The sequence below is a fragment of the Delftia sp. BGA-UO-ETr-SB1 genome (assembly GCF_059567865.1).
Genome location: NZ_JCAQOW010000005.1, coordinates 1,195,056 through 1,216,567 on the forward strand (window position 1 = coordinate 1,195,056; position 21,512 = coordinate 1,216,567).

A 21,512-nucleotide genomic window follows, 5' to 3' on the forward strand; every position below is an offset into this window, starting at 1 on the left:
CGCTCACCACGCGCTCCAGACCTCCTCGGCCAGACCGAACGCCGTGCTGGCGCCGGACCCGCCCGTGACAGCGACCACGCGTGTGGCCTCGTCGGGCGCATGCACCACGCAGGGCGCGTCCTGCGCACTCGGGTAGACGCCCACCCAGCGCTCCACCACCTGCGCATCGCGCAGGTTCAGGGCCTCGTTCATGTGGCGCAGCATCAGGCGGTCCACGGCTTCGCTGGCAAAGGGCTGGGGCGCTGCGCCGTAGTGGTGGGAATCGCCCACCACCAGGCTGCCGTCCGCGCTTTGCACGGCGATCAGGTGGATGCCGTGGGCCAGGCTCTCGCCCTCCTCCCGCTCCAGCTCGGCGCGCAGCGCGGCAGCTTCGGGCAGGGCGCTGTAGCCCTCGTATCTGACCATGCTCAGGTCTCCCATGACCGAGCCCTTGAGCTGCAAACCCGGCTGCGGCCGCACGCGCAGCATCTGCAGCTGGCACAGCTGGATGCGGTGCGGCGCCCACAGGCCGGCGAACAGGCCGCCCGGGTCGGCGTTGTTGCAGACCACCACGCGTTCGCCGTGGTAGCTGGCGCGCGTGCTGCGCACCCGGGGCGCGGCCACGTCAAGCACGGCCTCGCCAAAGCGGAAATCCACGCCCATGGCCTGCTCCAGCCACTGCGCCAGCCGGGCAATGGCCGTGCGCGACTCCACGCGCAGTTCATGCGGGCTGTAGAGCACGGCGGACAAATCCCCGGTACGCAGTGCAGGATGGCGCTCGGCGGCCTGGGCCGGCGTGAGCAGCTCGCAGCGCTCGCCCATGGCGGTGCTCAGGAAGGCATGGAGCACGGCCTCGGCGCTGGGGCGGCGCGCCGTCAGCCACAGGCCGCGGTGCACGACCTCGATGCCGGCCTGCGGCGCGATCTCGGCCCAGGTGTCGCGCGAGCGCATGGCACGCCGCCAGTGGGCACCGGCCTGCTGGCCCGTGACGGTCACAAAGCCGAAGTTGCGGATGGAGGCGGAGATGCAGGCCGCGTCGCGCTCGATGACGAGCACGCTGCGGCCACGGCGCGCAGCCGCATAGGCGTGGGCCAGGCCGACAATGCCGGCCCCCACCACGATCAGGTCGTAGTTCTTCATGGGAAAAAACGGAGGGAGGAAGAGAGAAGGGATCAGCGCTGGCGCCAGCGCTGCGTGCGCCGCTGCACCCAGGCATCCAGCGCCGCGATCAGCAGCCGGCCCGTGGCGGCGGTGGCAAAGATCAGCGTGGCCATGGCGGCGGCCGGCGCGGTGTCGCCCGCGTCGTCCATGGCCAGCACTGCCACCGAGGCCAGCGTGGTCTCGGGCGAGTAGAGGAACACCACGGCCGATACCGTGGTCATGGCGTTGACGAAGAAGTAACCGGCCACCTGCATCACTACGGGCATGCACACCGGCAGGTGCACGCGCCACAGCAGCGTCCAGAAGGCCACGCCCAGGGAATCGGCCACGCGCTCGTATTCGGCATCGAGCTGTTGCAGCGCGGCCAGTTGCGTGATGTGCGCCACCGAGAAGAAATGCGCCACCGAACACAGCACCAGGATGGCCATGCTGCCGTACAGAAAATGCAGCGGATTGCCCTGGGCATTGAAGAACAGGATGTAGCCCAGGCCCAGCGCCAGCCCCGGCACGGCCATGGGCAGCGTGGCCACGGCATGCAGCCACTGGCGCGTGCGTGCCCAGCGCTGTGGCTTGGCCACCAGGTAGGCAGTCACAAAGCTCAGCACCGCGCCCAGCACGGCCGTGGCCAGCGCCATGGACAGCGAGTTGCCATAGCTGGCCCAGCCGCCGCCGTCCATCATGTCGAAGCGGTAGTTCTTGAATGTCAGCGTGAGGTTGTAGGGCCAGTAGCTGACCAGGGAGGCCAGCACGGCCGTGCCCATGACGGCCAGCAGCGCCAGCGCCACCAGCGCGCAGTACGCAAGCAACGCGCGGTCCAGCGGCGCATGGGGCTGGGGCACCAGCGGCACGGAGCGCACGCCCATGGTCGCCGCCTGACGCGCACGCAAATGGCGCTCTGCCGCAAAGGCCAGGCCCGCAGGCACCAGCAGCAGCATGGCCACCACGGCACCCATGGACAGCTTTTGCTGGCCTATGACCTGCTTGTAGATATCGGTGGCCAGCATGGCCGTGTTGCCGCCAATGACCTTGGGCACGCCGAAGTCGGTCACCACGAGCACGAAGACCACGATCCAGGAAATCATCAGCCCGTAGCGGCTGGCCGGCAGCGTGACCTGGCGGAAGCTGCGCCAGCGGCTGGCGCCCAGCGTGGCGGCCGCCTCGTACAGGCGCGCATCGCCCGAGGCCAGCGTGGTGCACAGAATCATCAGCGCATGCGGAAATGTCCAGAGCACCGAGCCCACGATGATGCCGAAGGGCCCGTAGGCCGAGCCCCCCTGCAGCCAGCCCTTGAGCAGGCCCTGGCTGCCGAACAGGTAGATCAGGCTGATGGCCATGAGCAGCGAAGGCGCCAGCAGCGGCACCAGGGCCAGGCCCCGGAACCAGCGCGCCAGCGGCATGCAGCTGCGCACCACGCCATAGGCGTAGACATAGGCCAGCAGCACGCAGACCGTGCTGCTCACGGCCGACAGCCACAGGCTGTTGAACAGCGATTGCGCCACGCCCGGCATGCGCGCATAGGTGATGAACTGGGCCAGGCCCGTGAAGCGGCCCGTGTCGTCCCAGAAACTCCTGCCCAGCAGGCTGGCGACCGGCAGGGCGATGGTGGCCAGCAGCCAGGCCAGTGCGCCCAGCACCAGGGCTCCCAGCCACCAGCGCTCCCAGCCTGCGCTGCGCCCCTGCGGACGCGCGGGCCCTGCAGGCGCGCTGCGGCGGGCGGGAACGGAGCGGTCCACCGGCACGGGGACGGGCACAGGCACGGAAATGGCCGTGTCCATGGGATGCGCGCTCATGCGGCCTTCCTCGCATCGGGCGCCGCCAGCGGCTGCAGCGCGGCGGCGGGCAGTTCCATCAGCACCTCGCCCTGCAGCCAGTCGGGCAGGCCCACGTCGTGGCGCAGGGGCCACTGGGCGTCAACCTGGCATTGCAGCGTGGGGCTGAACAGGCGCACCAGGGCCATCGATCCGAGGAAGGAGGTCTCCACCACACGGGCGCGGAACAGGTTGGCCAATGCCGTGGGCTGGGCCGGGTGCAGCACCACGCTCTCGGGCCGCACGCCCACCAGCAGGGCAGCGCCAGGCTCGAAACCGGCCAGCGCGCAGCGCAGGCTGGCCTCGCCAATGCGCACCTGGTCCGCCGATTGGGCCGTGGCCGGCAGCAGGTTCATGCGGCCCACGAAGCCGGCCGCGAACTGGCTCACGGGCCGGGCATAGAGCTGCTCGGGCGAGCCCTGCTGCTCGATGCGGCCCTGGTGCATGAGCACCACGCGGTCGGCCATGGACAAGGCCTCTTCCTGGTCGTGCGTGACCATGATGGAGGCAATGCCCAGCTGGCGCTGCAACTGGCGGATCTCGCTGCGCAGCTCGGTGCGCACCTGGGCGTCCAGCGCGGACAGCGGCTCGTCGAGCAGCAGCAGGCGCGGCCGGGGCGCCAGCGCACGGGCCAGGGCCACGCGCTGCTGCTGGCCGCCCGACAGCTGGGCCGGGTAGCGCTGGGCCTGCGCGCCCAGGCCCACCAGGGACAGCATCTCGGCCACACGCTCGCGCGCCTGCGCCGCAGGCTGCCCGTTCAGCCCGAAGGCCACGTTCTGCGCGGCCGTGAGATTGGGAAACAGCGCATAGCTCTGGAACACCACGCCAAAGCCACGGCGTGCGGCCGGCCAGCACGTGATGTCATCGCCCTGGAACAGCACCCTGCCCTCGTCAGGCATGTCGATGCCGCAGACGATGCGCAGCAGCGTGGTCTTGCCGCAGCCCGAAGGGCCGAGCAGGCTGACGAACTCGCCCGCCTCCACGTTCAGGTCAATGCCGCGCAGCACCTGCTGCTCGCGGTAGCGCTTGGCGATATGGTCTATGCGCAGCATGGCGTGGCTCCGGCTTACTTTTTCTCTGCCTTGGCTTCGTAGCGGCGGCTCCACTCGGCCAGGATGCGGTCGCGGTTATCGGCGGCCCAGTTGAAATCGTTCTTCGCCAACCGCTTTTCCAGATCGGCGGGAATGAACTCCAGCTTCTCCTGCGCCTCGGGCAAGGCCAGCACGGCGAAGTTGGCGGCGTACAGCTTGTTGGCCTCTGGCGTCACGGCCCAGTCGGCCAGGGCCTTGGCGGCTTCCTGCTTCTTGCTGGTCTTGAGGATGGCCGTGGCCTCCACGTCCCAGCCCAGACCTTCCTGCGGGAAGACGATGTCGATGGGCGCGCCGTCCTTCTTGGTCTTGCTGGCGCGGTACTCGAAGCTCAGGCCCACGGGAAACTCGCCGGCCCCCGCCTGGCGGCAGGGCTTGGAGCCGCTGTGCGTGTACACGCCCATGTTCTGGTGCAGGCCGTCCATGTAGGCCCAGCCTTTTTCCTCGCCCATGATCTGCAGCCAGGCCGCGACCATCAGGTAGCCCGTGCCGCTGGAGGCCGGGTGGGGCATGGTGATCGTGCCCTTGAACTCGGGCCTGACCAGGTCGGCCCAGCTGGCGGGCACGGGCAGCTTGCGCTTGCCGGCCTCCACGGTGTTGAAGCAGATGGCCGAGGACCACAGGTCCATGCCCACCCAGGTTGGCTGGGCGCGCGGATCGCGCATGTTGGCGCGCACCTTGTCCAGGCCCTTGGGCGCGTAGGGCTGGAGCATGCCCTGCTTGTCCAGCAGCATCATCGAAGTGGCGGCCACGCCCCAGATCACGTCGGCCTGGGGATTGGCCTTTTCGGCCAGCAGGCGGGCCGTGATGATGCCCGTGCTGTCACGCACGAACTTGAGCTCGATCTCGGGATGGGCCTTCTCGAAGCCGCTCTTGTAGGCCTTGATCTGGTCGGCTTCCAGCGCGCTGTAGACCAGCAGCTCGGTCTTGGCCGCGTGGGCCAGGGATGCGAAGGAGGCGACGGTCAGCGCCGCAGAGGCAATGGCGAGGCGGCGGCCCAGGGAGGCAAGGGTGTGGCGCATGGCGTGGCAGTTCCGTTGTGGGTTCGTGGACAGGTGGCAGGTTCACCACCTCTGACACCCACTTTAGGAAGCGCAGGTGAAACGCCCGTGTCACACAACGGAAATTTGGCGAAGCGGGTATTGGCGGATTTGGGTGCCCCACCCATCGCCCACCCCGTCTCTTCAGCCGCGCGGCTTGCCCCTGCCTGTGCGCGTTGCCTGGGCGGCCTGGGCCGCCTGGGGCTGCAGCGCATCCAGCAGCCGGTCCTGCAGGCGCGCGCGGTGGGCAAGGTTCTCATCCAGCCGCGCGGCCAGCGCGTCGATGTGCTCGCGCATCAGTTGCTCGGCGCGCGCCATGTCGCCGGCCGCCAGCGCATCGACGATGGCCTCGTGGTCGGCATTGGAGTGCTGGGCTTCGGTCTGCGACTGGTACAGCGCAGACACCAGGGTGGTGCGCGCCGAGAGGTCGGCCATCATGGCCGTGAGAAAGCGGTTGCCCATCTGCTCGGCCAGGCAGACGTGGAAGTCGGCCAGCAGCACGCTGCGCTGGCCGGCGTTGTCGGCCTCGGCGATGGCGCCGCGCTCCTGTGCCACATGCTCGCGCAGCGTGCGTATGGCCGCCTGCAGCGGCCGGCCCGCGTCGCGCAGCATGCCGGACTCCAGCACGCGGCGCGCGGCATAGGTTTCCTGGGCTTCCTCGAACGAGGGCTCGACCACGTACCAGCCCTGGCGCGAGCGCACCTCGACGAAGCCGCGCGCCTGCAGCTGCATCAGCGCCTCGCGCACCATGGTGCGGCTCACGCCGAAGACCTCGGCCAGTTCCTTTTCGCCCAGGCGTTCGCCAGGGCGCAGCTTGCGCTCGACGATGGAGCGCATGACACGCTCTGCGATCAAGGCCGGCCCGGTGGCCGGCGCATCCTGCGGCTCGGACATGGCGGCCTCCTCAGGCCGCGGCCGGAATGCGGCGCGGGCGCAGCGTGGCCATCACCCAGTACACGCCGCCGCCGATCAGCACGCCGAAGAACCAGCCGTAGGTGCCCCACCAGACCGGCAGCAGGCTGGTGAAGTTGGGCAGGATGGTGGAGAACACGCTGCCGATGCCCGTGGCGATGAGCGCGTTGACGTTCCAGCCGCCCTCGTAGCGGTACTCGCCATGTTCGTCATACAGCGCGGCCACGTTGATGTTGCCCTTGGCCACCAGGTAGTAGTCCACCAGGATGATGCCCAGCAGCGGCCCCATGGTGGCGCCGATGGCGTTCACGAAGTGGGCAGCGCCGCCCTCCCATGGTGCAAAGGGGTAGAGAGCCAGGGCGATCAGTGCGGCGATGTATCCGCCGCGCTTGAAATCGATGCGCTTGGGAAACACGTTGGAAATATCGAAGGCCGCCGAGACGAAGTTGGCCACCACGTTGATGCCCAGCGTGGCCACGGCAAAGGTGACGGCGGCCAGCAGGGCCAGCACCCAGCTGTCGAACTTGGCCGAGATCTGCTCGGGGTGCAGCAGTACCTCGCCATAGACCTTGAAGGCCGCAATCGTGGTGATGCCGGCCACCAGCGAGAAAGCGATCAGATTCACGGGCAGGCCCCAGAGGTTGCCCTTGGCGACCGCTTCCTTGTTCTTCGCATAGCGCGAGAAGTCGCAGAAGTTCAGGTACAGCGCCGCAAAGTAGGTGATCCAGGTCGCGCCCACGGCCATCAGCGCCCAGAAGCTGCCCGGCGCGCCGCTCACCCCCGCATCCTTGGTCTTGTCCAGCAGCACGTCCATGGGAATGCCGTGGTCGAAGCTGAAGCCGCCGGCCTTCACGCACAGGCCGATGGCCAGCACCAGCATGGCGATCCACACGGCAGGCCCGGCCCAGTCCTGGAATCGCCGCACGGTCTCCATGCCCCTTTGGATGATCAGCAGCTGCAAGGCCCAGATGACCACGTAGCAGATCACCTCCAGCCCCGAATGGCCCAGCCAGTGCGTGGTCTGGTGGAAGGACAGCAGGGCGTCATTGCGCACCAGCAGCGCCACCATGGCGCCCGAGGCGGCCGCCGTCTGCGCGCCATACCAGAAGCAGGCCACGACGGCGCGCACAAGCGCCGCCAGATTCGCGCCCCAGACCCCGAACGAGGCGCGCGCCAGCACCGGATAGGGCACGCCGGTCTTCTCGCCCGCATAGCCCACCAGGTTCATCAGAAAAAAGATGACCAGGGAACTGATGCCGATGGCGATCAGAAAATTGACGAAGCTGCCGCACAGCAGAAACAGGCTGGCCGCCAGGTAGTAGCCCCAGAGGCTGTGCACGTCCGAAGTCCAGACGTTGAAGATGCTGAAGGCGCCCCAGCGGCGGTCCCTGGTGGGCGCCAGATCTTCGTTGTAGAGACCTGGCGAGGGGTTGCGGATGTCCATTGATGCGCTCCTTGACCACGAGTAATCACTGACACAAGACCAGCCGAAACCCATGATCAGCTGGCACACAAACTGGCACGCAAACTGGTATGCAAGAAGTGTGCCTTTCGGCGCAGGAGTTTTTTCCCGGGACATACCCGGCCACCGCAGGCCTTCAGGCTGCGGCGACATGGTGAAATATGGAGCCGGACCTACCCTCCCTCCAACCCCGCCATGTTCGTCACGCAGCTCAAGTCCTTTTTCTGGGTCGCCCGCCTTGGCAGCATCACGCAAGCCGCGCGCCAGCTCGCACTGAGCCAGCCCACCGTGACCACCCAGATCCGCGCGCTGGAAGAGCACTACGGCGTGGAGCTGTTCCATCGCCAGGGCGGACGGCTGTCCATCACCGATGCCGGCTTGCGCCTGCTGCCCCAGGTCGAGCAATTGCTGCTGCAGACCATCCAGCTGGAGTCGGCGCTGCGCCATTCGGGCGATGCCAGCCAGGGCCAGCTGCGCATAGGCGCGACGGCGCCCTACTACGTGCTGGACATCGTCAAGCGCTACCAACGGCGCTTCGAGCGGGTGGAAGTGGCCATCGTGGGCGGCAACTCGCGCCAGATGGTGCAGGCGCTGGTGGACTACCAGGTGGACCTGGCGACCTCATCGCACCTGGAAGGTGATCCGCGCCTGCTGCGCGTGGAGCTGGGCCAGGACCCATTGGCCCTGCTGGTGCACCGCAGCCACCGGCTGGCGCAGCGCACCATGGTGCAGGCGTCCGATCTGGTGCACGACACGCTGATCCTGCGCGAGCGCGGCTCCATGACGCGCCAGCTCACCGAACAGATGCTGGCCGCCGCCGGCCTGGCACCGCGCCACATCATGGAAATCGCCAGCCGCGAAGCCATCCGCGAGGCCGTGATCCGCGACATGGGCATCAGCGTCTTCGCCCGGCATGAAGCCTCGGCCCACCCCGACATCGTCGTCCTGCCCTTCGCAGGCCCCGTGCCGCGCCTGCCCGAATACCTGTACTGCCTGCGCGAACGCCGCCAGGCCCGGCTGATCGCCGGCTTTCTGGAGGAAGCCGTGCCGGGCGGGGTGCTGCCGGACCAGATGTGAACCGGCTCAGGCCAGCTCGGCATCCGCCAGCAGCGGCTGCTTGAGATCCTTGTCCGACAGCGACATCACCACATCGAGCTGCGGCCATTGCACGCCGATGGCCGGGTCGTCCCAGGCAATGCCGCGATCGGCCTGGGGCGCGTAGAAGGCCGTGGCCTTGTAGAGGAAGTCGGCGCTGTCGCTGAGCACCACGAAGCCGTGGGCAAAGCCTGGGGGCACCCACAGCTGGCGGTGGTTGTCTTCCGTCAGCTCGGCGCCCACCCACTGGCCGAAGGTCGGCGAGCCCTTGCGGATGTCCACGGCCACGTCGAACACGGCGCCGCGCACCACGCGCACGAGCTTGCCCTGGGCATGGGGAGGCAGCTGGTAGTGCAGGCCGCGCAACACGCCTTTCTTGCTGCGGCTGTGGTTGTCCTGCACGAACTGGTGGTCCGTGCCGGTGGCCTGGTTGAAGGCCTGCTGGTTGAAGCTTTCGAGGAAGAAGCCGCGATCGTCACCAAACACCTTGGGCTCGATCAGCATCACCTCGGGGATGGCCAGGGGTGTTGCCTTCATGCGTGCACCTTTTCCTTGAGGATCTGCAGCAGGTACTGGCCGTAGCCATTCTTGGCCAAGGCCTGGCCCAGCGTCTCGAGCTGGGCGCGATCTATCCAGCCCTGGCGGAAGGCGATCTCCTCGGGGCATGACACCTTCAGGCCCTGGCGCTGCTGCAGCGTGGCGATGAACTGGCCTGCCTCCAGCAGGCTGTCATGCGTGCCCGTGTCCAGCCAGGCATAGCCACGGCCCATGAGCTCCACATTGAGCTGGCCCTTGTCCAGGTACAGGCGGTTGAGGTCGGTGATTTCCAGCTCGCCGCGCGCCGAGGGTTTGATGGACTTGGCCAGCTCCACCACCTGGTTGTCGTAGAAATACAGGCCCGTGACCGCGTAGTTGCTCCTGGGCTGCTTGGGCTTTTCCTCCAGGGAAAGAACCCGGCCCTGGGCATCGAACTCGGCCACGCCATAGCGTTCCGGGTCCTGCACATGGTAGGCAAACACCGTGGCACCTTCGCTGCGCGCATCAGCGCGTTCGAGCAGGCGGGGGAAATCGTGTCCGTAGTAGATGTTGTCACCCAGCACCAGGGCGCTGGGCGCACCTGCCAGGAAATCTTCGGCAATCAGAAAGGCCTGGGCCAGGCCATCCGGGCTGGGCTGGACGGCGTACTCCAGCTTCAGGCCCCACTGCGAGCCGTCGCCCAGCAACTGCTCGAAGCGCGGCGTGTCCTGCGGGGTGCTGATCACGAGGATTTCGCGGATGCCCGCAAGCATGAGGGCGCTCAGCGGGTAGTAGATCATCGGCTTGTCGTAGACCGGCAGCAGCTGCTTGCTGATGGCCAGCGTGGCCGGATGCAGGCGGGTGCCGGAGCCGCCCGCGAGGATGATGCCTTTGCGTGTCTGGTTCATGTCCTGGATCCTGGGGTTCTTGCTGAAGCGCGCAGCCACGCTCAGATGATTTCCTGCAGCATGCGGCCCACGCCTGCCTGCCAGTGCGGCAGGCGCAGGCCGAAGGTCTGCTGCAGCCGGTCGGTGTTCAGGCGGGAATTGTGCGGACGCTGCGCCGGGGTGGGAAAGGCGCTGGTGGGCACGGCAGCTATGCGCTGCACCTTCCAGGGCCGGTCGGGCGCGAGTTGGCGGGCGCGGGCGATCACGTGGCTGGCATAGGCGTGCCAGGTGGTCTCGCCACCGGCCACCAGGTGGTACAGGCCCTGGTCGCCGGGTTGGCGCTGCAGCTGGCGAATGGCGTGGGCCGTGACGTCGGCGATGAGGTCCGCGCCCGTCGGTGCGCCCCATTGGTCGTCGATCACGCTCAGCGCCTCGCGCTCCTGGGCCAGGCGCAGCATGGTCTTGGCGAAGTTGCCGCCGCGCGCCGCATAGACCCAGCTGGTGCGAAAGATCAGGTGGCGGCAGCCCGAAGCCTGGATCAGTTGCTCGCCTTCGAGCTTGCTGCTGCCATAGACGGACAGCGGCGCCGTGGCCTCGGTCTCCGTGCGCGCGGCGCTGCCGCTGCCGTCGAAGACGTAGTCCGTGCTGTAGTGCACCAGCAGCGCACCGGTCTGCGCCGCCTCGCGGGCCAGCACCTGGGGTGCCAGCGCGTTGAGCAACCGCGCCTGGTCAGGCTCGCTTTCGGCCTTGTCCACGGCCGTGTGGGCGGCGGCATTGACGATGACATCGGGACGCAGAGCGCGCACGGTGCGTGCAAGCTCATCGAGGCGCGAGAGATCGCCGCACAGGCCCTGGCCACCGGCGTCGCCCTGGCGGTCCAGCGCAATCAGTTCGCCCAGTGGCGCCAGGCTGCGCTGCAGCTCCCAGCCCACCTGGCCATTGCGGCCCAGCAGCAGCAGCTTCATGCACCGGCTCCGTCGGTGTACTGGCGGTTGACCCATTCGCGGTAGGCGCCGGACTGCACATCGGCCACCCACTCGGGATTGTCCAGGTACCACTGCACGGTCTTGCGGATGCCGGTCTCGAAGGTCTCGGCAGGCTTCCAGCCCAGTTCGCGCTCGAGCTTGCGCGCGTCGATGGCATAGCGCCGGTCATGACCGGGCCGGTCCTTCACATAGGTGATCTGTGCGCTGTAGCTGGTGCCATCGGCCTTGGGGCGCAGCTCGTCGAGCAGCGCGCAGACCGTGTTCACGATCTCGACGTTGGGCTTCTCGTTCCAGCCGCCCACGTTGTAGGTGTCGCCCAGCCTGCCGGCCTCCAGCACGCGGCGGATGGCGCTGCAGTGGTCGCGCACATAGAGCCAGTCGCGCACCTGCATGCCGTCGCCATAGATGGGCAGCGGCTTGCCGGCCAGGGCGTTGACGATCATCAGCGGGATCAGCTTCTCGGGGAAATGCAGCGGGCCGTAGTTGTTGCTGCAGTTGGTGGTCAGCACGGGCAGGCCGTAGGTGTGGTGCCAGGCGCGCACCAGGTGGTCGCTGGCGGCCTTGCTGGCCGAGTACGGGCTGTTGGGCTCGTAAAGGTGGTCTTCGGTGAAGGCCGGTGCCGCAGGCGCCAGGCTGCCGTAGACCTCGTCAGTGGAGACATGCAGGAAGCGGAAGGCCGCCTTGGCCTCGGCATCCAGCGCGCTCCAGTAGCCACGCACGGCCTCGAGCAGGCGGAAGGTGCCGACCACGTTGGTCTGGATGAAGTCCTCGGGGCCATGGATGGAGCGGTCCACATGGCTCTCGGCCGCGAAGTTGACCACGGCGCGCGGCCTGTGCTCGGCCAGCAGGCGGGCCAGGGTCTGGCCGTCGCCGATGTCGGCCTGCACGAAGACATGGCGCGCATCGCCTTGCAGGCTCTCCAGGCTTTTGAGGTTGCCGGCGTAGGTGAGCTTGTCCACGTTGAGCACCGGCTCATCGCCGGCAGCCAGCCAGTCCAGCACGAAATTGGCGCCGATGAAGCCAGCGCCGCCTGTGACAAGAATCATGGTTCAACCTTGCAAAATTTCATTGTTCTTGGGGCGGGGATCCGGCAGCAGCATGGGGTGCAGCCTCCCGCCCGGCCTGGGCATTGTCGGCGCTCGCCAGTAAAAAAGCCCGCAGGAGGCGGGCTTTTTCCTTCAGGACACGCCTTTTACACACCAGGGCGTGTTCACTGGCCCTGCCAGCGGCGCAGCACCAGCGAGGCGTTCGTGCCACCGAAGCCGAAGCTGTTGGACAGCACGGTATTCAACTGGGCATCGCGCGTGCGGGTGACCAGGGGCATGTCGCCCAGTGCCGGATCGGGCGTGTCCACGTTGACCGAGCCTGCGATGAAGCCCTTGTTCATCATGATCATGCAGTAGATGGCTTCCTGCACGCCGGTCGCGCCCAGCGAGTGGCCGGTCAGCGACTTGGTGGAGGAGAACGGCGGCACCTGGTCGCCGAACAGCGCGCGCATGGCGCGCACTTCCTGCATGTCGCCCACAGGCGTGGAGGTGCCGTGGGTGTTGATGTAGTCCACGCCGCCTTCGATGCCTTCAAGGGCCTGCTGCATGCAGGCGATGGCGCCGTCGCCCGAGGGCGCGACCATGTCCTCGCCATCGCTGGTGGCGCCAAAGCCCACGACTTCGGCCAGGATGTTCGCACCCCGGGCCTGGGCGTGCTCCAGGCTTTCCAGCACCACGGCACCGCCGCCGCCTGCGATCACGAAACCGTCGCGGTTGGCGTCATAGGCACGCGAAGCCTTTTCGGGCTGGTCGTTGTGCTTGCTGGACATGGCTCCCATGCCGTCGAACAGCAGGGCCATGCCCCAGGACAGCTCTTCGCCGCCACCGGCAAACATCACGTCCTGCATGCCCCAGGCAATCTGCTGTGCCGCAGCACCGATGCAGTGCGCCGAGGTGGAACAGGCCGAGGTGATGGAGTAGTTGATGCCCTTGACCTTGAAATTGGTCGCCAGGCAGGCCGACACCGTGGAGCTCATGCAGCGCGTGACCTGGTAGGGACCGACGCGGCGAATGCCCTTCTCGCGCAATGTGTCGGCCGCCTCGATCTGGTTGGCCGGCGAGCCGCCGCCCGAGCCCATGATCAGGCCCGTGCGCGGATGGCTGACCTGCTCGGGAGCCAGGCCGGCCTGGGCGATGGCATCTTCCAGCGCGATCTGCGCATAGGCTGCCGCATCGCCCATGAAGCGCAGCTGCTTGCGATCGATCCGTGCCTCGACGTCGATCTCCGGCACACCGGCCACCTGGCTGCGCATGCCCAGTTCGGTGAACTTCGGCATGGCCTTGATGCCCGTGCGGCCCTCGCGCAGCGAGGTCTCCACGGTATCGAGGTCGTTGCCGATGCACGAGACAATGCCCGCGCCGGTGATGACTACGCGACGTTTGGTCATGCTGCCGTTCCCTGGCCTTCACCCTCGCGCAGGAACAGACCCACGCGCAGGTCATTGGCCACGTAGATTTCCTTGCCATCGGCCAGCAGGCGTGCATCGCCGATGGCCATGTTGAGCTTGCGCTTGATCACGCGCTTGATGTTGATTTCGTAGGTCACCAGCTTGACGTCAGGACCCACTTCGCCCGTGAACTTGACCTCGCCGGCGCCCAGGGCGCGGCCACGGCCGGGAAGGCGCAGCCAGGTCAGGTAAAAGCCGATCAACTGCCACATGGCGTCCAGGCCCAGGCAGCCGGGCATGACGGGATCGCCCCGGAAATGGCAGTCGAAGAACCAGAGATCAGGCTTGATGTCGAGTTCGGCGACGATCTTGCCCAGGCCGTGGGCGCCACCATCGGTGTCGATGTGCGTGATGCGGTCGAACATCAACATGGGAGGCAGGGGAAGACGTCCGCTGTCTGCGGAAAACAGCTTGCCTTCGCCCGAGGCGATCAGTTGCTCATACGAAAAAGAATCGGCCATTGTCTAACTTGCTCCACGGCGGCACTGACGCCACCTCTATCTCTGAATGGGTGCGGCCCGCAGCGGACCATGCAGCCGCGCATTATCGGGGTTGAACGTTGCCAGACTGCAACAAAACCCCGAGGCCGCATCAAAACTCTGCCACAAAAGCCACGCCGACCCAGGTCGCGGGCCTTGGCTACAGCCCCTGGACCGGCCGCTTGCGGCGCCTGATCCACGCCACCGCCAGCACCGCCAAGGCAGCCAGGCACAGCGGCACCAGACCTGCCGCGTGCACCCAGCGCGCGAATGGCGTCAAGGCCTCACGCCCCTGCACGCTGGCCTGCAGCACGGCACGCTCGTAAGGCACCAGCGCCTGCGTGACCACACCCCGGTGGTCGATGGCAACCGTGGCGCCGGTGTTGGTGGCGCGCAGCATGGGGCGCTCGAATTCCAGGGCGCGCATGCGGCTGATGGCCAGATGCTGGTCGATGGCCACGCTGTCGCCAAACCATCCGATGTTGCTGAAATTCACCAGCACCGTCGGCGCCGTCGCCGCGTTGCCAAAATGCGCCCCCAGCTCCTCGCCAAACAAATCCTCGTAGCAGATGTTGGGCGACAGGCGCTCGCCGGCCCAGGCCATGGAGGGCTGACCCAGCGCGCCACGGTTGAAGTCGCCCAGCGGTATGTTCATCATCTGCGTGAACCAGCGGAACAGCGGCGGGATGAACTCCCCGAAGGGCACCAGATGGTGCTTGTCGTATTGGTAGTCCTGGATCTGGCCGGGCTGCCAGCCCACGACCGAGTTCGTGTAGCCGGCCTCTTCCGACCCCAGGGGAATGCCCAGCAGCGCAGCCTGCCGGCCGTCCTTCTTCAGATACGGTTCGCGCAGCAGGTCCAGGTATTCCTCGGGCAGTTGCTGGGGCAGCAGGGGTACGGCCGTCTCAGGCGCCACGACCAGTTGCGCGGTGGCCGCGCGCAGCTCGCGCCCGTACCAGCCCAGCGCCAGCGGAATGCCGCTGCCGGCCTCGAACTTCTCATCCTGCGGGATATTGCCCTGCAGCAAGGCCACGCTCAGCGCCGGCCGTTCGGCCGACGGTGCATTGATGGCGGCATCGCGAAGCCACCACAGCCCGCCCCAGGCCAGGACCAGCGCCACTGCAGTGACCACCAGGCGGACGGGCCGGAGACCCTGTCTGTCCAGCAAGGCAGCCAGCCCATACGCCAACCCATATGCCAGCCAGGCCGCCACGGCGCCCGTGCCATAGACGCCAATCCAGCGCGGCAGCACGGACAAGGGGCCTTCCACATGGGCATAACCGCCCGCGCCCCAGGGAAAGCCGGTCCACAGCCAGCCACGCGCCAGCTCGGCCAGCAGCCAGACGGCGGAAAACAGCAGCGCGCCACCCGCCGCACCAGCAGGGCGCAGCCTTTGCCAGCCCCAGGCGGCCACAGCGTAGTAGCTGCCCAGAAACGCCGCAAGCGCCAGCACGGCGGCAACGGCCAGCGGCGCAGGCAGGCCGCCGTAGACATGCATGGAGATGAACAGCCACCAGAAGGTGGCCACCAGCCAGGCCGTGGCGAAGAGCATGGCACGCCCTGCCGCCTGGGCCGGACGCTGCGCCGTCTGCAGGGCGCGCGCCAGCACGGCCAGCGACAGAATCTGCAGCCACCACAGCGGGCGGCCATAGCCGCCGATGAGGCTCAACGGCCCGTCACCTTGCCCGCGCGCCCAGGGCCAGGCCAGTGACAGGGCCTGCGCTGCACCGGCCACAAGCAGCAGCACGCCATGGGCGAACCGGCCCATGCGCCGGCCGTCTTGCGAGAAAGCGGAAGAACTGGACAGGGGCATCGGCCGGTTGTGCGCAAAAAGAGGTAGGTCTCGGGTGAGAGAGGTCCAGCCAAGGGCAGGTTCAGGCGCAGCCTCAGCTGCGCAGCAGGCTGTCGGCGGCGGGATCACGCACCACCTTGAACCAGCGCACGGCGCCGCCCTTGGTGTGCAGCACGGTGAATTCCAGGCCCGCCAGATGGATCTGCTCACCGCGCTTGGGCACATGGCCCATTTCGTGGGCGATCAGGCCGCCGATGGTGTCGAACTCATCGTCGGGATCGCGGGCATGCAGGGCGACCTCGAAGGTCTCGTTCACATGCTCGATGGTGGTGTCGCCCGCCACACGGTAGCTGTTGTCGGCCAGGGCGAAGATGTCGCCCTCGTCCTCGGGGATGTCGAACTCGTCCTCGATCTCGCCGACGATTTCCTCCAGCACGTCCTCGATGGTCACAAGGCCCGCCACGCGGCCGAACTCGTCGATGACCACGGCAAGGTGGTTGCGGTTGCCCCGGAATTCACGCAGCAGATCGTTCAGGCCCTTGCTCTCCGGCACGAAGGCGGCGGGGCGCAGCAGGGCGCGGATGTTCAGGTCCGGCGAACGCTGCAGCTTGAGCAGGTCCTTGGCCAGCAGGATGCCGATGATGTTCTCGCGCTCGCCCTGGTAGACCGGGAAGCGCGAATGGGCCGTGGTGATGACCTGGTGCAGCAATTCATCGAACGGCGCGTCGATGTTGACCAGGTCCATGCGAGGGGCTGCGACCATGACGTCGCCGGCCGTCATGTCGGCCATGCGGATCACGCGTTCGAGCATGACGCGCGACTCGGGGCCGATGACCTGATTGTCCTCGGCGTCGGCCAGGGTCTCGATCAGCTCGTCGGGAGAGTCGGGGGCCGGGTGAATGAACTCGGCCACCTTTTGCAGGAAGCTTCGCTTGCTTTCCTTCTCGGAAGAGCGCGCAGGATGGGGGTCGGACACTGTCTTGGAGTGCAGGACGTGCGGTAGTGAAACAAGCTGCAAGGATAGCGGATTGCTCCGTCACCCCTGCATGCGCTGCGCCAATTCCCTTGCGGCGTTTTGCGCTTATTCGCCGGCCTGATGGCGGCCATCCTGCACGCCACGGCGGATTTCCTGCACGTCGGCCAGGAAATCCCAGAACTGCTTGGCCTGCTTCTTGAACTGGTAGTCCACCTCGCCGATATGCTCGGTCATCAGAGACGCCATGTGCGTGTCGATGCCGGCGGGCGGCAGTTGCAGGTAGGCCTCGGATTCGGAGCCATCGCGCTTGATGGTGGCGCCGGCCTTGCGCGCAATCCTGAGCATGGCCGTGTTCTCCGACAGCGCGTGGATGAACATCATGGACACGCCCTTGGTGCGTGCATGGATCACGGCGCGGTTGAACAGGCGCCCGCCATAGCCACGGCCACGTGCCTGCTTGAGCACGGAGACGCCGAATTCGGCGCAGCTCTTGTGCTCGGGATGCGAGGCAAAGGCCAGGTGCGCCATGGCGATCAGCTCGAGCCGGCGGTTGTAGATGCCGAAGATGTCATCGCGCTCGAAGTCGAGCTGCATGGCATAGCGGCGGACCTGCTCGTCGCTGGCGGCATAGCCGAAGCGCAGGTAGCGGTCGCCTTCATCGAGCTTGAGCAAATGCGCCACCACGCGCTCGCGGTGGGACGGGCCCAGCGAGCGAATGGGCACCATGGACGCGGAGCGCCCATCGGGACGGTGCGGCTGGCCTGCGCTCGCACGCAACATGTCCCGGCCGGCCTGCCAGGACGCCTTCAACCAGTCTTTGGATGCATTCATGGCTCAAATATAGGTAAAAACCCGATGTCGAGCAACGGAGATATTGCAATGCAACAAAACCGTAAGGTTTTGGCATGCAAACCAATTTCCCTCCCTGCACCTCTCGACGGCCAGGCGCCTGTCCGAGCCTTCGTGGCTACAGAGGCACCGCCGTGGTCACCTTCACCCGGTCCATCACGAAGCTGGTCTTGCAGTCCTGCACGCTGGGGTGCTTGAGCAAGGTGTCCATGACGAAGCGCGTGTAGTGCTGCATATCGGCCACGACCACGCGCATCAGGTAGTCCATTTCGCCGGTCAGTGACACGCATTCCACCACCTCGGGCCAAGTCTGCACGCTGGCGCGGAACACGTCCATGGGGTTGCGCTTGCTGGTCTCGGTGTACTTTTCCAGGCGCACGTTGAGATAGGCGGTCAACCCCAGGCCCACCGTCTCGGGCTGGACCAGGGCCACGTAGCGATCGATCACACCGCCGTCTTCCAGGCGCTTGACCCGGCGCAGCACGGCGCTGGGAGACAGGCCGACCTGCTCCCCGATGACGTCATAGGTTTCCCGGCCGTTGGCCTGCAGGCGGCGCAAAATGGCCCGATCCAGTTTGTCGATGTTGTGCGTGGCGCTCATGGCGGTGGACTCGTAAATAAGTACGGATTTCTTCAGGGTTAACCCGAATTAACCAGTTAAATTGCGATAAACGAAAGAATTCCGCAATTTTCATGCATTTCGCATTTTCCCTCCACGGGCAAACGGCAAAAAGCTGAAGCCCCTCCCGCCTACAGTGACAGCACCGATCGAGAAGACGCAGGCGCCGGCCATGGCGCCCGTCCGACTGTCCTGCACTGAACTGGCCGGAGATCCCCATGAATGCCCCGCTGAACCAGGCTGCCGCCCAGGCCTGCGCGCAAACAGTCAAGCGCCAACGGGACATGCATCGTCCACGCCTTCCGGCCTGCCCACGCTGCCTATACTGCGGGGATCGCCTCCATTTCGCTTCACGCCATGACGCCCCGCCACGACGCCAACCGCGCCATGTCACGCCATGCCCGTGCGCCTGCGCCAGCCGGCCCGCAGCCGTCGGCCCGTTTGGCGCGGCGCAGCCTGCTGGCAGCACTGGCCGCCCTGCCCTGGCTGCCTGCGGCGGCGCAGGCCCAGCAGCCATCCGCCGCCCAGACGCGCGATGCGAAGTCCGACTCCCTGACCCTGATCGTTCCCTATGCGGCCGGCGGCCCGCTGGACCGCACGGCACGGCCGCTGGTCGAGGCCAGCACCGCGAAGCTGGGAGCCATCCAGATCCTCTATGTGCCGGGCGACGGCGGCGCCAAGGGCTCCAACATGGTGGCCCAGGCCACCGCCCAGGACCGCTTGCTGCTGATGGGCGCGGCCGCCACCCATGCCGTGCTGCCCTGGCTGCAGCCCCAGCTGGGCTACGACCCGCTGCGCGACTTCCAGCCGCTGGTGCTGGTGGCGCGCATGCCCAATGTGCTGGTCATGCGCAGCGATCTGGCACGCCAGTGGCGCATACGCACGCCGCTGGACCTGCAGCGCTTTCTTGCCAAGCACCGCCAGCCGCTGCGCTATGCCTCGGGCGGTCCGGGCAGCAGCGGCCACCTGTCGGGCGAGATGTACCAGATGCTCACGCGGCTGCCGCTGCTGCACCTGCCCTTCGGCGGCACGCAGCCGGCACTGTCGGCCCTGCTCGACGGCTCGGCCGACCTGCTGTTCGACAGCCTGGCGTCTTCGCTGCCGCATATCCGCGCAGGGCGGCTGCAGGCCCTGGCCGTGACCACGCTGGAGCGCGCGCCCCTGCTGCCCGAGGTGCCCAGCCTCAACGACACGGTGCAGGGCTTCAACATGGCCAACTGGTTCGGCCTGTTTGCGCCGGCCAGCTGGCCCGCGGAACAGGCGCAGCGCCATGCCGCCGCGTTCTCGCAGGCCATGCGCAGCCGCCCGGTGCAGGACACCCTGTCCGCCATGGGCGTGCTGCCCGAAGAACTGCAACTGCAGGAGTTCGCGCGCTTTGTGCGTTCCGAGCACAGCAAATACGGCCTGCTGGTACAGGCCGCCCGAATCCGCCAGCTCTGAGCCGCGCAGGTGCCTTGCCTGCCCCCGGCCCGGGGCGGCAATGACAAGATCCTTGGAGAGCACCATGATGAGCACCGCAGCGACCCCCACCTCGTCCCACGCCCCCGCCCACGCCCCCGGTGTGGCACCCGTGGTCTACGGCCAGGCCGACCGCCCCCCGCGCGGCGACTACAGCCGCGCCAGCGACGACTACACCTGCGCGCAGGACTACGACGCCTACACCGAGGCCGACCACGACACCTACCGGCGCCTGTACGAGCGCCAGTCCGCCCTGCTGCCGGGCCTGGCAAGCCAGCACTTCATCGACGCCCTGCCCTCGCTGGGCGCCAAGGACCGCATTCCGCGCTTCGAGGAAGTCAACGAGCGCCTGCGCCGCGCCACGGGCTGGGAGATCGTCGGCGTGCCCGGGCTGATTCCCGAGGTGCCCTTCTTCTCGCTGCTGGCCAACCGCAAATTCCCGGTCACGGACTGGATCCGCAAGCCCGAGGAGTTCGAGTACATCGTCGAGCCCGATGTCTTCCACGACCTCTTCGGCCATGTGCCGCTGCTGTTCAACCCCGTCATCGCCGACTACATCCAGGCCTACGGCCAGGGCGGACTCAAGGCGGCCGAGCTGGGCGCCTGCGAGATGCTGTCGCGCCTGTACTGGTACACCATCGAGTTCGGCCTGATCCGCGAGCAGGGCGGCCTGCGCGCCTATGGCGCGGGCATTCTCAGTTCATCGGGCGAACTCAACTACTCGGTGCGCAGCCCCGAGCCGCAGCGCCTGCCGCTGTCGCTGGAGCGCGCCATGCGCACGCTCTACAAGATCGACAGCTACCAGCACACCTACTTCGTGATCGACGACCTGCAGCAGCTGTTCGACCTCACGGCCGCCGATTTCGAGCCGCTGTACCGCCAGCTGCGCGATCAGCCCACCGTCGCGGCAGATGCGCTGCTGCCGGGCGAGGTCGCTCTGTAGGAATCGGCGCTGCAGGAATCTGCAGCCTGAAGCCGCTCGCGCAGCGCCAGGCAAAAGCGCCAGACGCGCTCGTCGAACACCAGCTGCACGTGGGCTACATCGTCCAGGCGGTGCGCATCCTGCCCCGGCAGCGTGGCCACGGGGAATGGAAAGACGATGTTGTCGCAGCAGCTCCACCAGCAGCTGAAGGGCACGTCCGAGGGCGGCGGCCCCAGGCGCTGCAACCAGGCGCTGTCCGTGCGCATCTGCAGCGCCGGCAGGCCATGGGCGAAGCGCGCCATCCAGGTGCCACGGTGCGGTGTGGCCAGCGTCACCACGTGGGCCGCCAGTTGCGGGCGCTCCTGCGCCGACAGGTGCCCCAGCCAGGCCCGCACCACCAGGCCACCCATGCTGTGCGCCACGATCAGCGGAGCGCGCCCCGTGGCCTGGGCCATGCGGCGCGCGCAGGCGTCAAGGTCGGCCACCATGGCGTCGATGGATGCGCCATGCGCCGGCTCCAGCGTCATGGCAGCGCAGGCAATGCCGCCGTCCTTGAGCCGCCGCAGCCAGGGCGCCCAGACCGCGCGGTTGCAGAAGAACCCGTGGACCAGCACCACGCCCACCTGGCCCATCGCACCCACTTGGCCGGTGGTGCCGCCGTCAGGCCAGCCATCGGCCTGGGCACGGGCGCGAAACGGCAGCCGCCAGCCAAACACCTGCACGGCCAACCGCCACTCGGCCAGCCAGGCTGCCGCCACCGTGCGCCACGACGGCACGGGCGCGCCCGCCTTGCGCACCACGCGGCGCATCAGCAGCATCTGCAGGCCCAGGTGCAGGCCCGGCCAGCACAGGCCCAGCAGCGCCCCCGCCAGCGCCAGCCCGGGTGAACGCGGCCACCACCATGCCAGCCAGGCCGCGGCGCCCGCCAGCGTGCCCAGCGCCACCATTTGCAGAATGCGTGCGTTCACGGCAGCCCGTCCCCAATGAAA

The 21,512-nt window shown here is 67.5% G+C and carries 20 protein-coding genes; 3 read left to right on the plus strand and 17 right to left on the minus strand.

The window, feature by feature from the left end; genetic code table 11:
- Positions 1-3: 3 nt before the first annotated feature.
- From AC57B5_RS15570 to AC57B5_RS15595, 6 genes are all read right to left on the minus strand, one after another.
- Positions 4-1,119: a TIGR03364 family FAD-dependent oxidoreductase gene (locus tag AC57B5_RS15570; RefSeq protein ID WP_496399872.1), complete on the minus strand. Its 1,116-nt coding sequence runs from the start codon at positions 1,117-1,119 to the stop codon at positions 4-6.
- A gap of 32 nt (positions 1,120-1,151) precedes the next feature.
- Positions 1,152-2,930, minus strand: coding sequence for a putative 2-aminoethylphosphonate ABC transporter permease subunit (locus AC57B5_RS15575; RefSeq protein WP_496399873.1), 1,779 nt, complete (start codon positions 2,928-2,930; stop codon positions 1,152-1,154).
- Complete coding sequence (locus AC57B5_RS15580; protein WP_496399874.1) at positions 2,927-4,000, minus strand: ABC transporter ATP-binding protein; 1,074 nt, start codon at positions 3,998-4,000, stop codon at positions 2,927-2,929. The genes AC57B5_RS15575 and AC57B5_RS15580 overlap by 4 nt, the downstream gene beginning before the upstream one ends.
- Positions 4,001-4,014: 14 nt before the next feature.
- The gene (locus AC57B5_RS15585) at positions 4,015-5,058 is read right to left on the minus strand and encodes a putative 2-aminoethylphosphonate ABC transporter substrate-binding protein (protein WP_496399875.1); all 1,044 of its coding nucleotides are present in this window, start codon (positions 5,056-5,058) and stop codon (positions 4,015-4,017) included.
- A 162-nt stretch (positions 5,059-5,220) separates the two neighbouring features.
- Positions 5,221-5,970, minus strand: coding sequence for a GntR family transcriptional regulator (locus AC57B5_RS15590; protein ID WP_012203211.1), 750 nt, complete (start codon positions 5,968-5,970; stop codon positions 5,221-5,223).
- A gap of 10 nt (positions 5,971-5,980) precedes the next feature.
- The gene (locus AC57B5_RS15595; protein WP_012203210.1) at positions 5,981-7,432 is read right to left on the minus strand and encodes an NCS1 family nucleobase:cation symporter-1; all 1,452 of its coding nucleotides are present in this window, start codon (positions 7,430-7,432) and stop codon (positions 5,981-5,983) included.
- Positions 7,433-7,645: 213 nt separating this feature from the next.
- Between AC57B5_RS15595 and AC57B5_RS15600 the strand changes: the two genes are divergently transcribed.
- Positions 7,646-8,527 (plus strand): LysR substrate-binding domain-containing protein, encoded by an 882-nt coding sequence (locus AC57B5_RS15600; RefSeq protein WP_012203209.1) that lies wholly within the window; start codon positions 7,646-7,648, stop codon positions 8,525-8,527.
- A 6-nt stretch (positions 8,528-8,533) separates the two neighbouring features.
- On the opposite strand, the gene rfbC is transcribed toward AC57B5_RS15600, so the two are convergent.
- The 10 genes from rfbC to AC57B5_RS15650 form a co-directional block, all read right to left on the minus strand.
- Positions 8,534-9,082, minus strand: coding sequence for a dTDP-4-dehydrorhamnose 3,5-epimerase (gene rfbC, locus AC57B5_RS15605; protein ID WP_496399876.1), 549 nt, complete (start codon positions 9,080-9,082; stop codon positions 8,534-8,536).
- Positions 9,079-9,969 carry a glucose-1-phosphate thymidylyltransferase RfbA gene (gene rfbA / locus AC57B5_RS15610; protein WP_012203207.1) on the minus strand — a complete coding sequence of 297 codons (891 nt, stop codon included), beginning with the start codon at positions 9,967-9,969 and terminating at the stop codon, positions 9,079-9,081. The genes rfbC and rfbA overlap by 4 nt, the downstream gene beginning before the upstream one ends.
- A gap of 41 nt (positions 9,970-10,010) precedes the next feature.
- Positions 10,011-10,913, minus strand: coding sequence for a dTDP-4-dehydrorhamnose reductase (rfbD, locus tag AC57B5_RS15615; RefSeq protein ID WP_496399877.1), 903 nt, complete (start codon positions 10,911-10,913; stop codon positions 10,011-10,013).
- Positions 10,910-11,980, minus strand: coding sequence for a dTDP-glucose 4,6-dehydratase (rfbB, locus tag AC57B5_RS15620; protein ID WP_065345361.1), 1,071 nt, complete (start codon positions 11,978-11,980; stop codon positions 10,910-10,912). The genes rfbD and rfbB overlap by 4 nt, the downstream gene beginning before the upstream one ends.
- Positions 11,981-12,144: 164 nt before the next feature.
- Positions 12,145-13,368, minus strand: coding sequence for a beta-ketoacyl-ACP synthase I (gene fabB, locus AC57B5_RS15625; RefSeq protein ID WP_012203204.1), 1,224 nt, complete (start codon positions 13,366-13,368; stop codon positions 12,145-12,147).
- Entirely contained in the window at positions 13,365-13,889 is a 525-nt protein-coding gene (fabA, locus tag AC57B5_RS15630; RefSeq protein WP_012203203.1) for a bifunctional 3-hydroxydecanoyl-ACP dehydratase/trans-2-decenoyl-ACP isomerase, read from the minus strand. Before fabA ends, fabB begins: the two co-directional genes overlap by 4 nt.
- Positions 13,890-14,067: 178 nt before the next feature.
- Complete coding sequence (gene lnt, locus AC57B5_RS15635; RefSeq protein WP_013804258.1) at positions 14,068-15,720, minus strand: apolipoprotein N-acyltransferase; 1,653 nt, start codon at positions 15,718-15,720, stop codon at positions 14,068-14,070.
- Positions 15,721-15,793: 73 nt separating this feature from the next.
- The gene (locus AC57B5_RS15640) at positions 15,794-16,675 is read right to left on the minus strand and encodes a CorC family transporter (protein ID WP_013804259.1); all 882 of its coding nucleotides are present in this window, start codon (positions 16,673-16,675) and stop codon (positions 15,794-15,796) included.
- Between the two features lie 105 nt (positions 16,676-16,780).
- Positions 16,781-17,506 carry a GNAT family N-acetyltransferase gene (locus tag AC57B5_RS15645; protein ID WP_013804260.1) on the minus strand — a complete coding sequence of 242 codons (726 nt, stop codon included), beginning with the start codon at positions 17,504-17,506 and terminating at the stop codon, positions 16,781-16,783.
- Positions 17,507-17,642: 136 nt separating this feature from the next.
- Entirely contained in the window at positions 17,643-18,125 is a 483-nt protein-coding gene (locus AC57B5_RS15650) for an Lrp/AsnC family transcriptional regulator (RefSeq protein ID WP_012203199.1), read from the minus strand.
- Between the two features lie 375 nt (positions 18,126-18,500).
- Here AC57B5_RS15650 and AC57B5_RS15655 point away from each other — a divergent pair, with 375 nt between their 5' ends.
- Positions 18,501-19,583 (plus strand): Bug family tripartite tricarboxylate transporter substrate binding protein, encoded by a 1,083-nt coding sequence (locus AC57B5_RS15655; RefSeq protein WP_081816118.1) that lies wholly within the window; start codon positions 18,501-18,503, stop codon positions 19,581-19,583.
- A 64-nt stretch (positions 19,584-19,647) separates the two neighbouring features.
- Positions 19,648-20,544, plus strand: coding sequence for a phenylalanine 4-monooxygenase (gene phhA, locus AC57B5_RS15660; RefSeq protein WP_063327318.1), 897 nt, complete (start codon positions 19,648-19,650; stop codon positions 20,542-20,544).
- Here phhA and AC57B5_RS15665 read toward each other — a convergent pair.
- Positions 20,493-21,491 (minus strand): esterase/lipase family protein, encoded by a 999-nt coding sequence (locus AC57B5_RS15665; RefSeq protein ID WP_496399878.1) that lies wholly within the window; start codon positions 21,489-21,491, stop codon positions 20,493-20,495. The genes phhA and AC57B5_RS15665 overlap by 52 nt on opposite strands.
- Between the last annotated feature and the right edge of the window lie 21 nt (positions 21,492-21,512).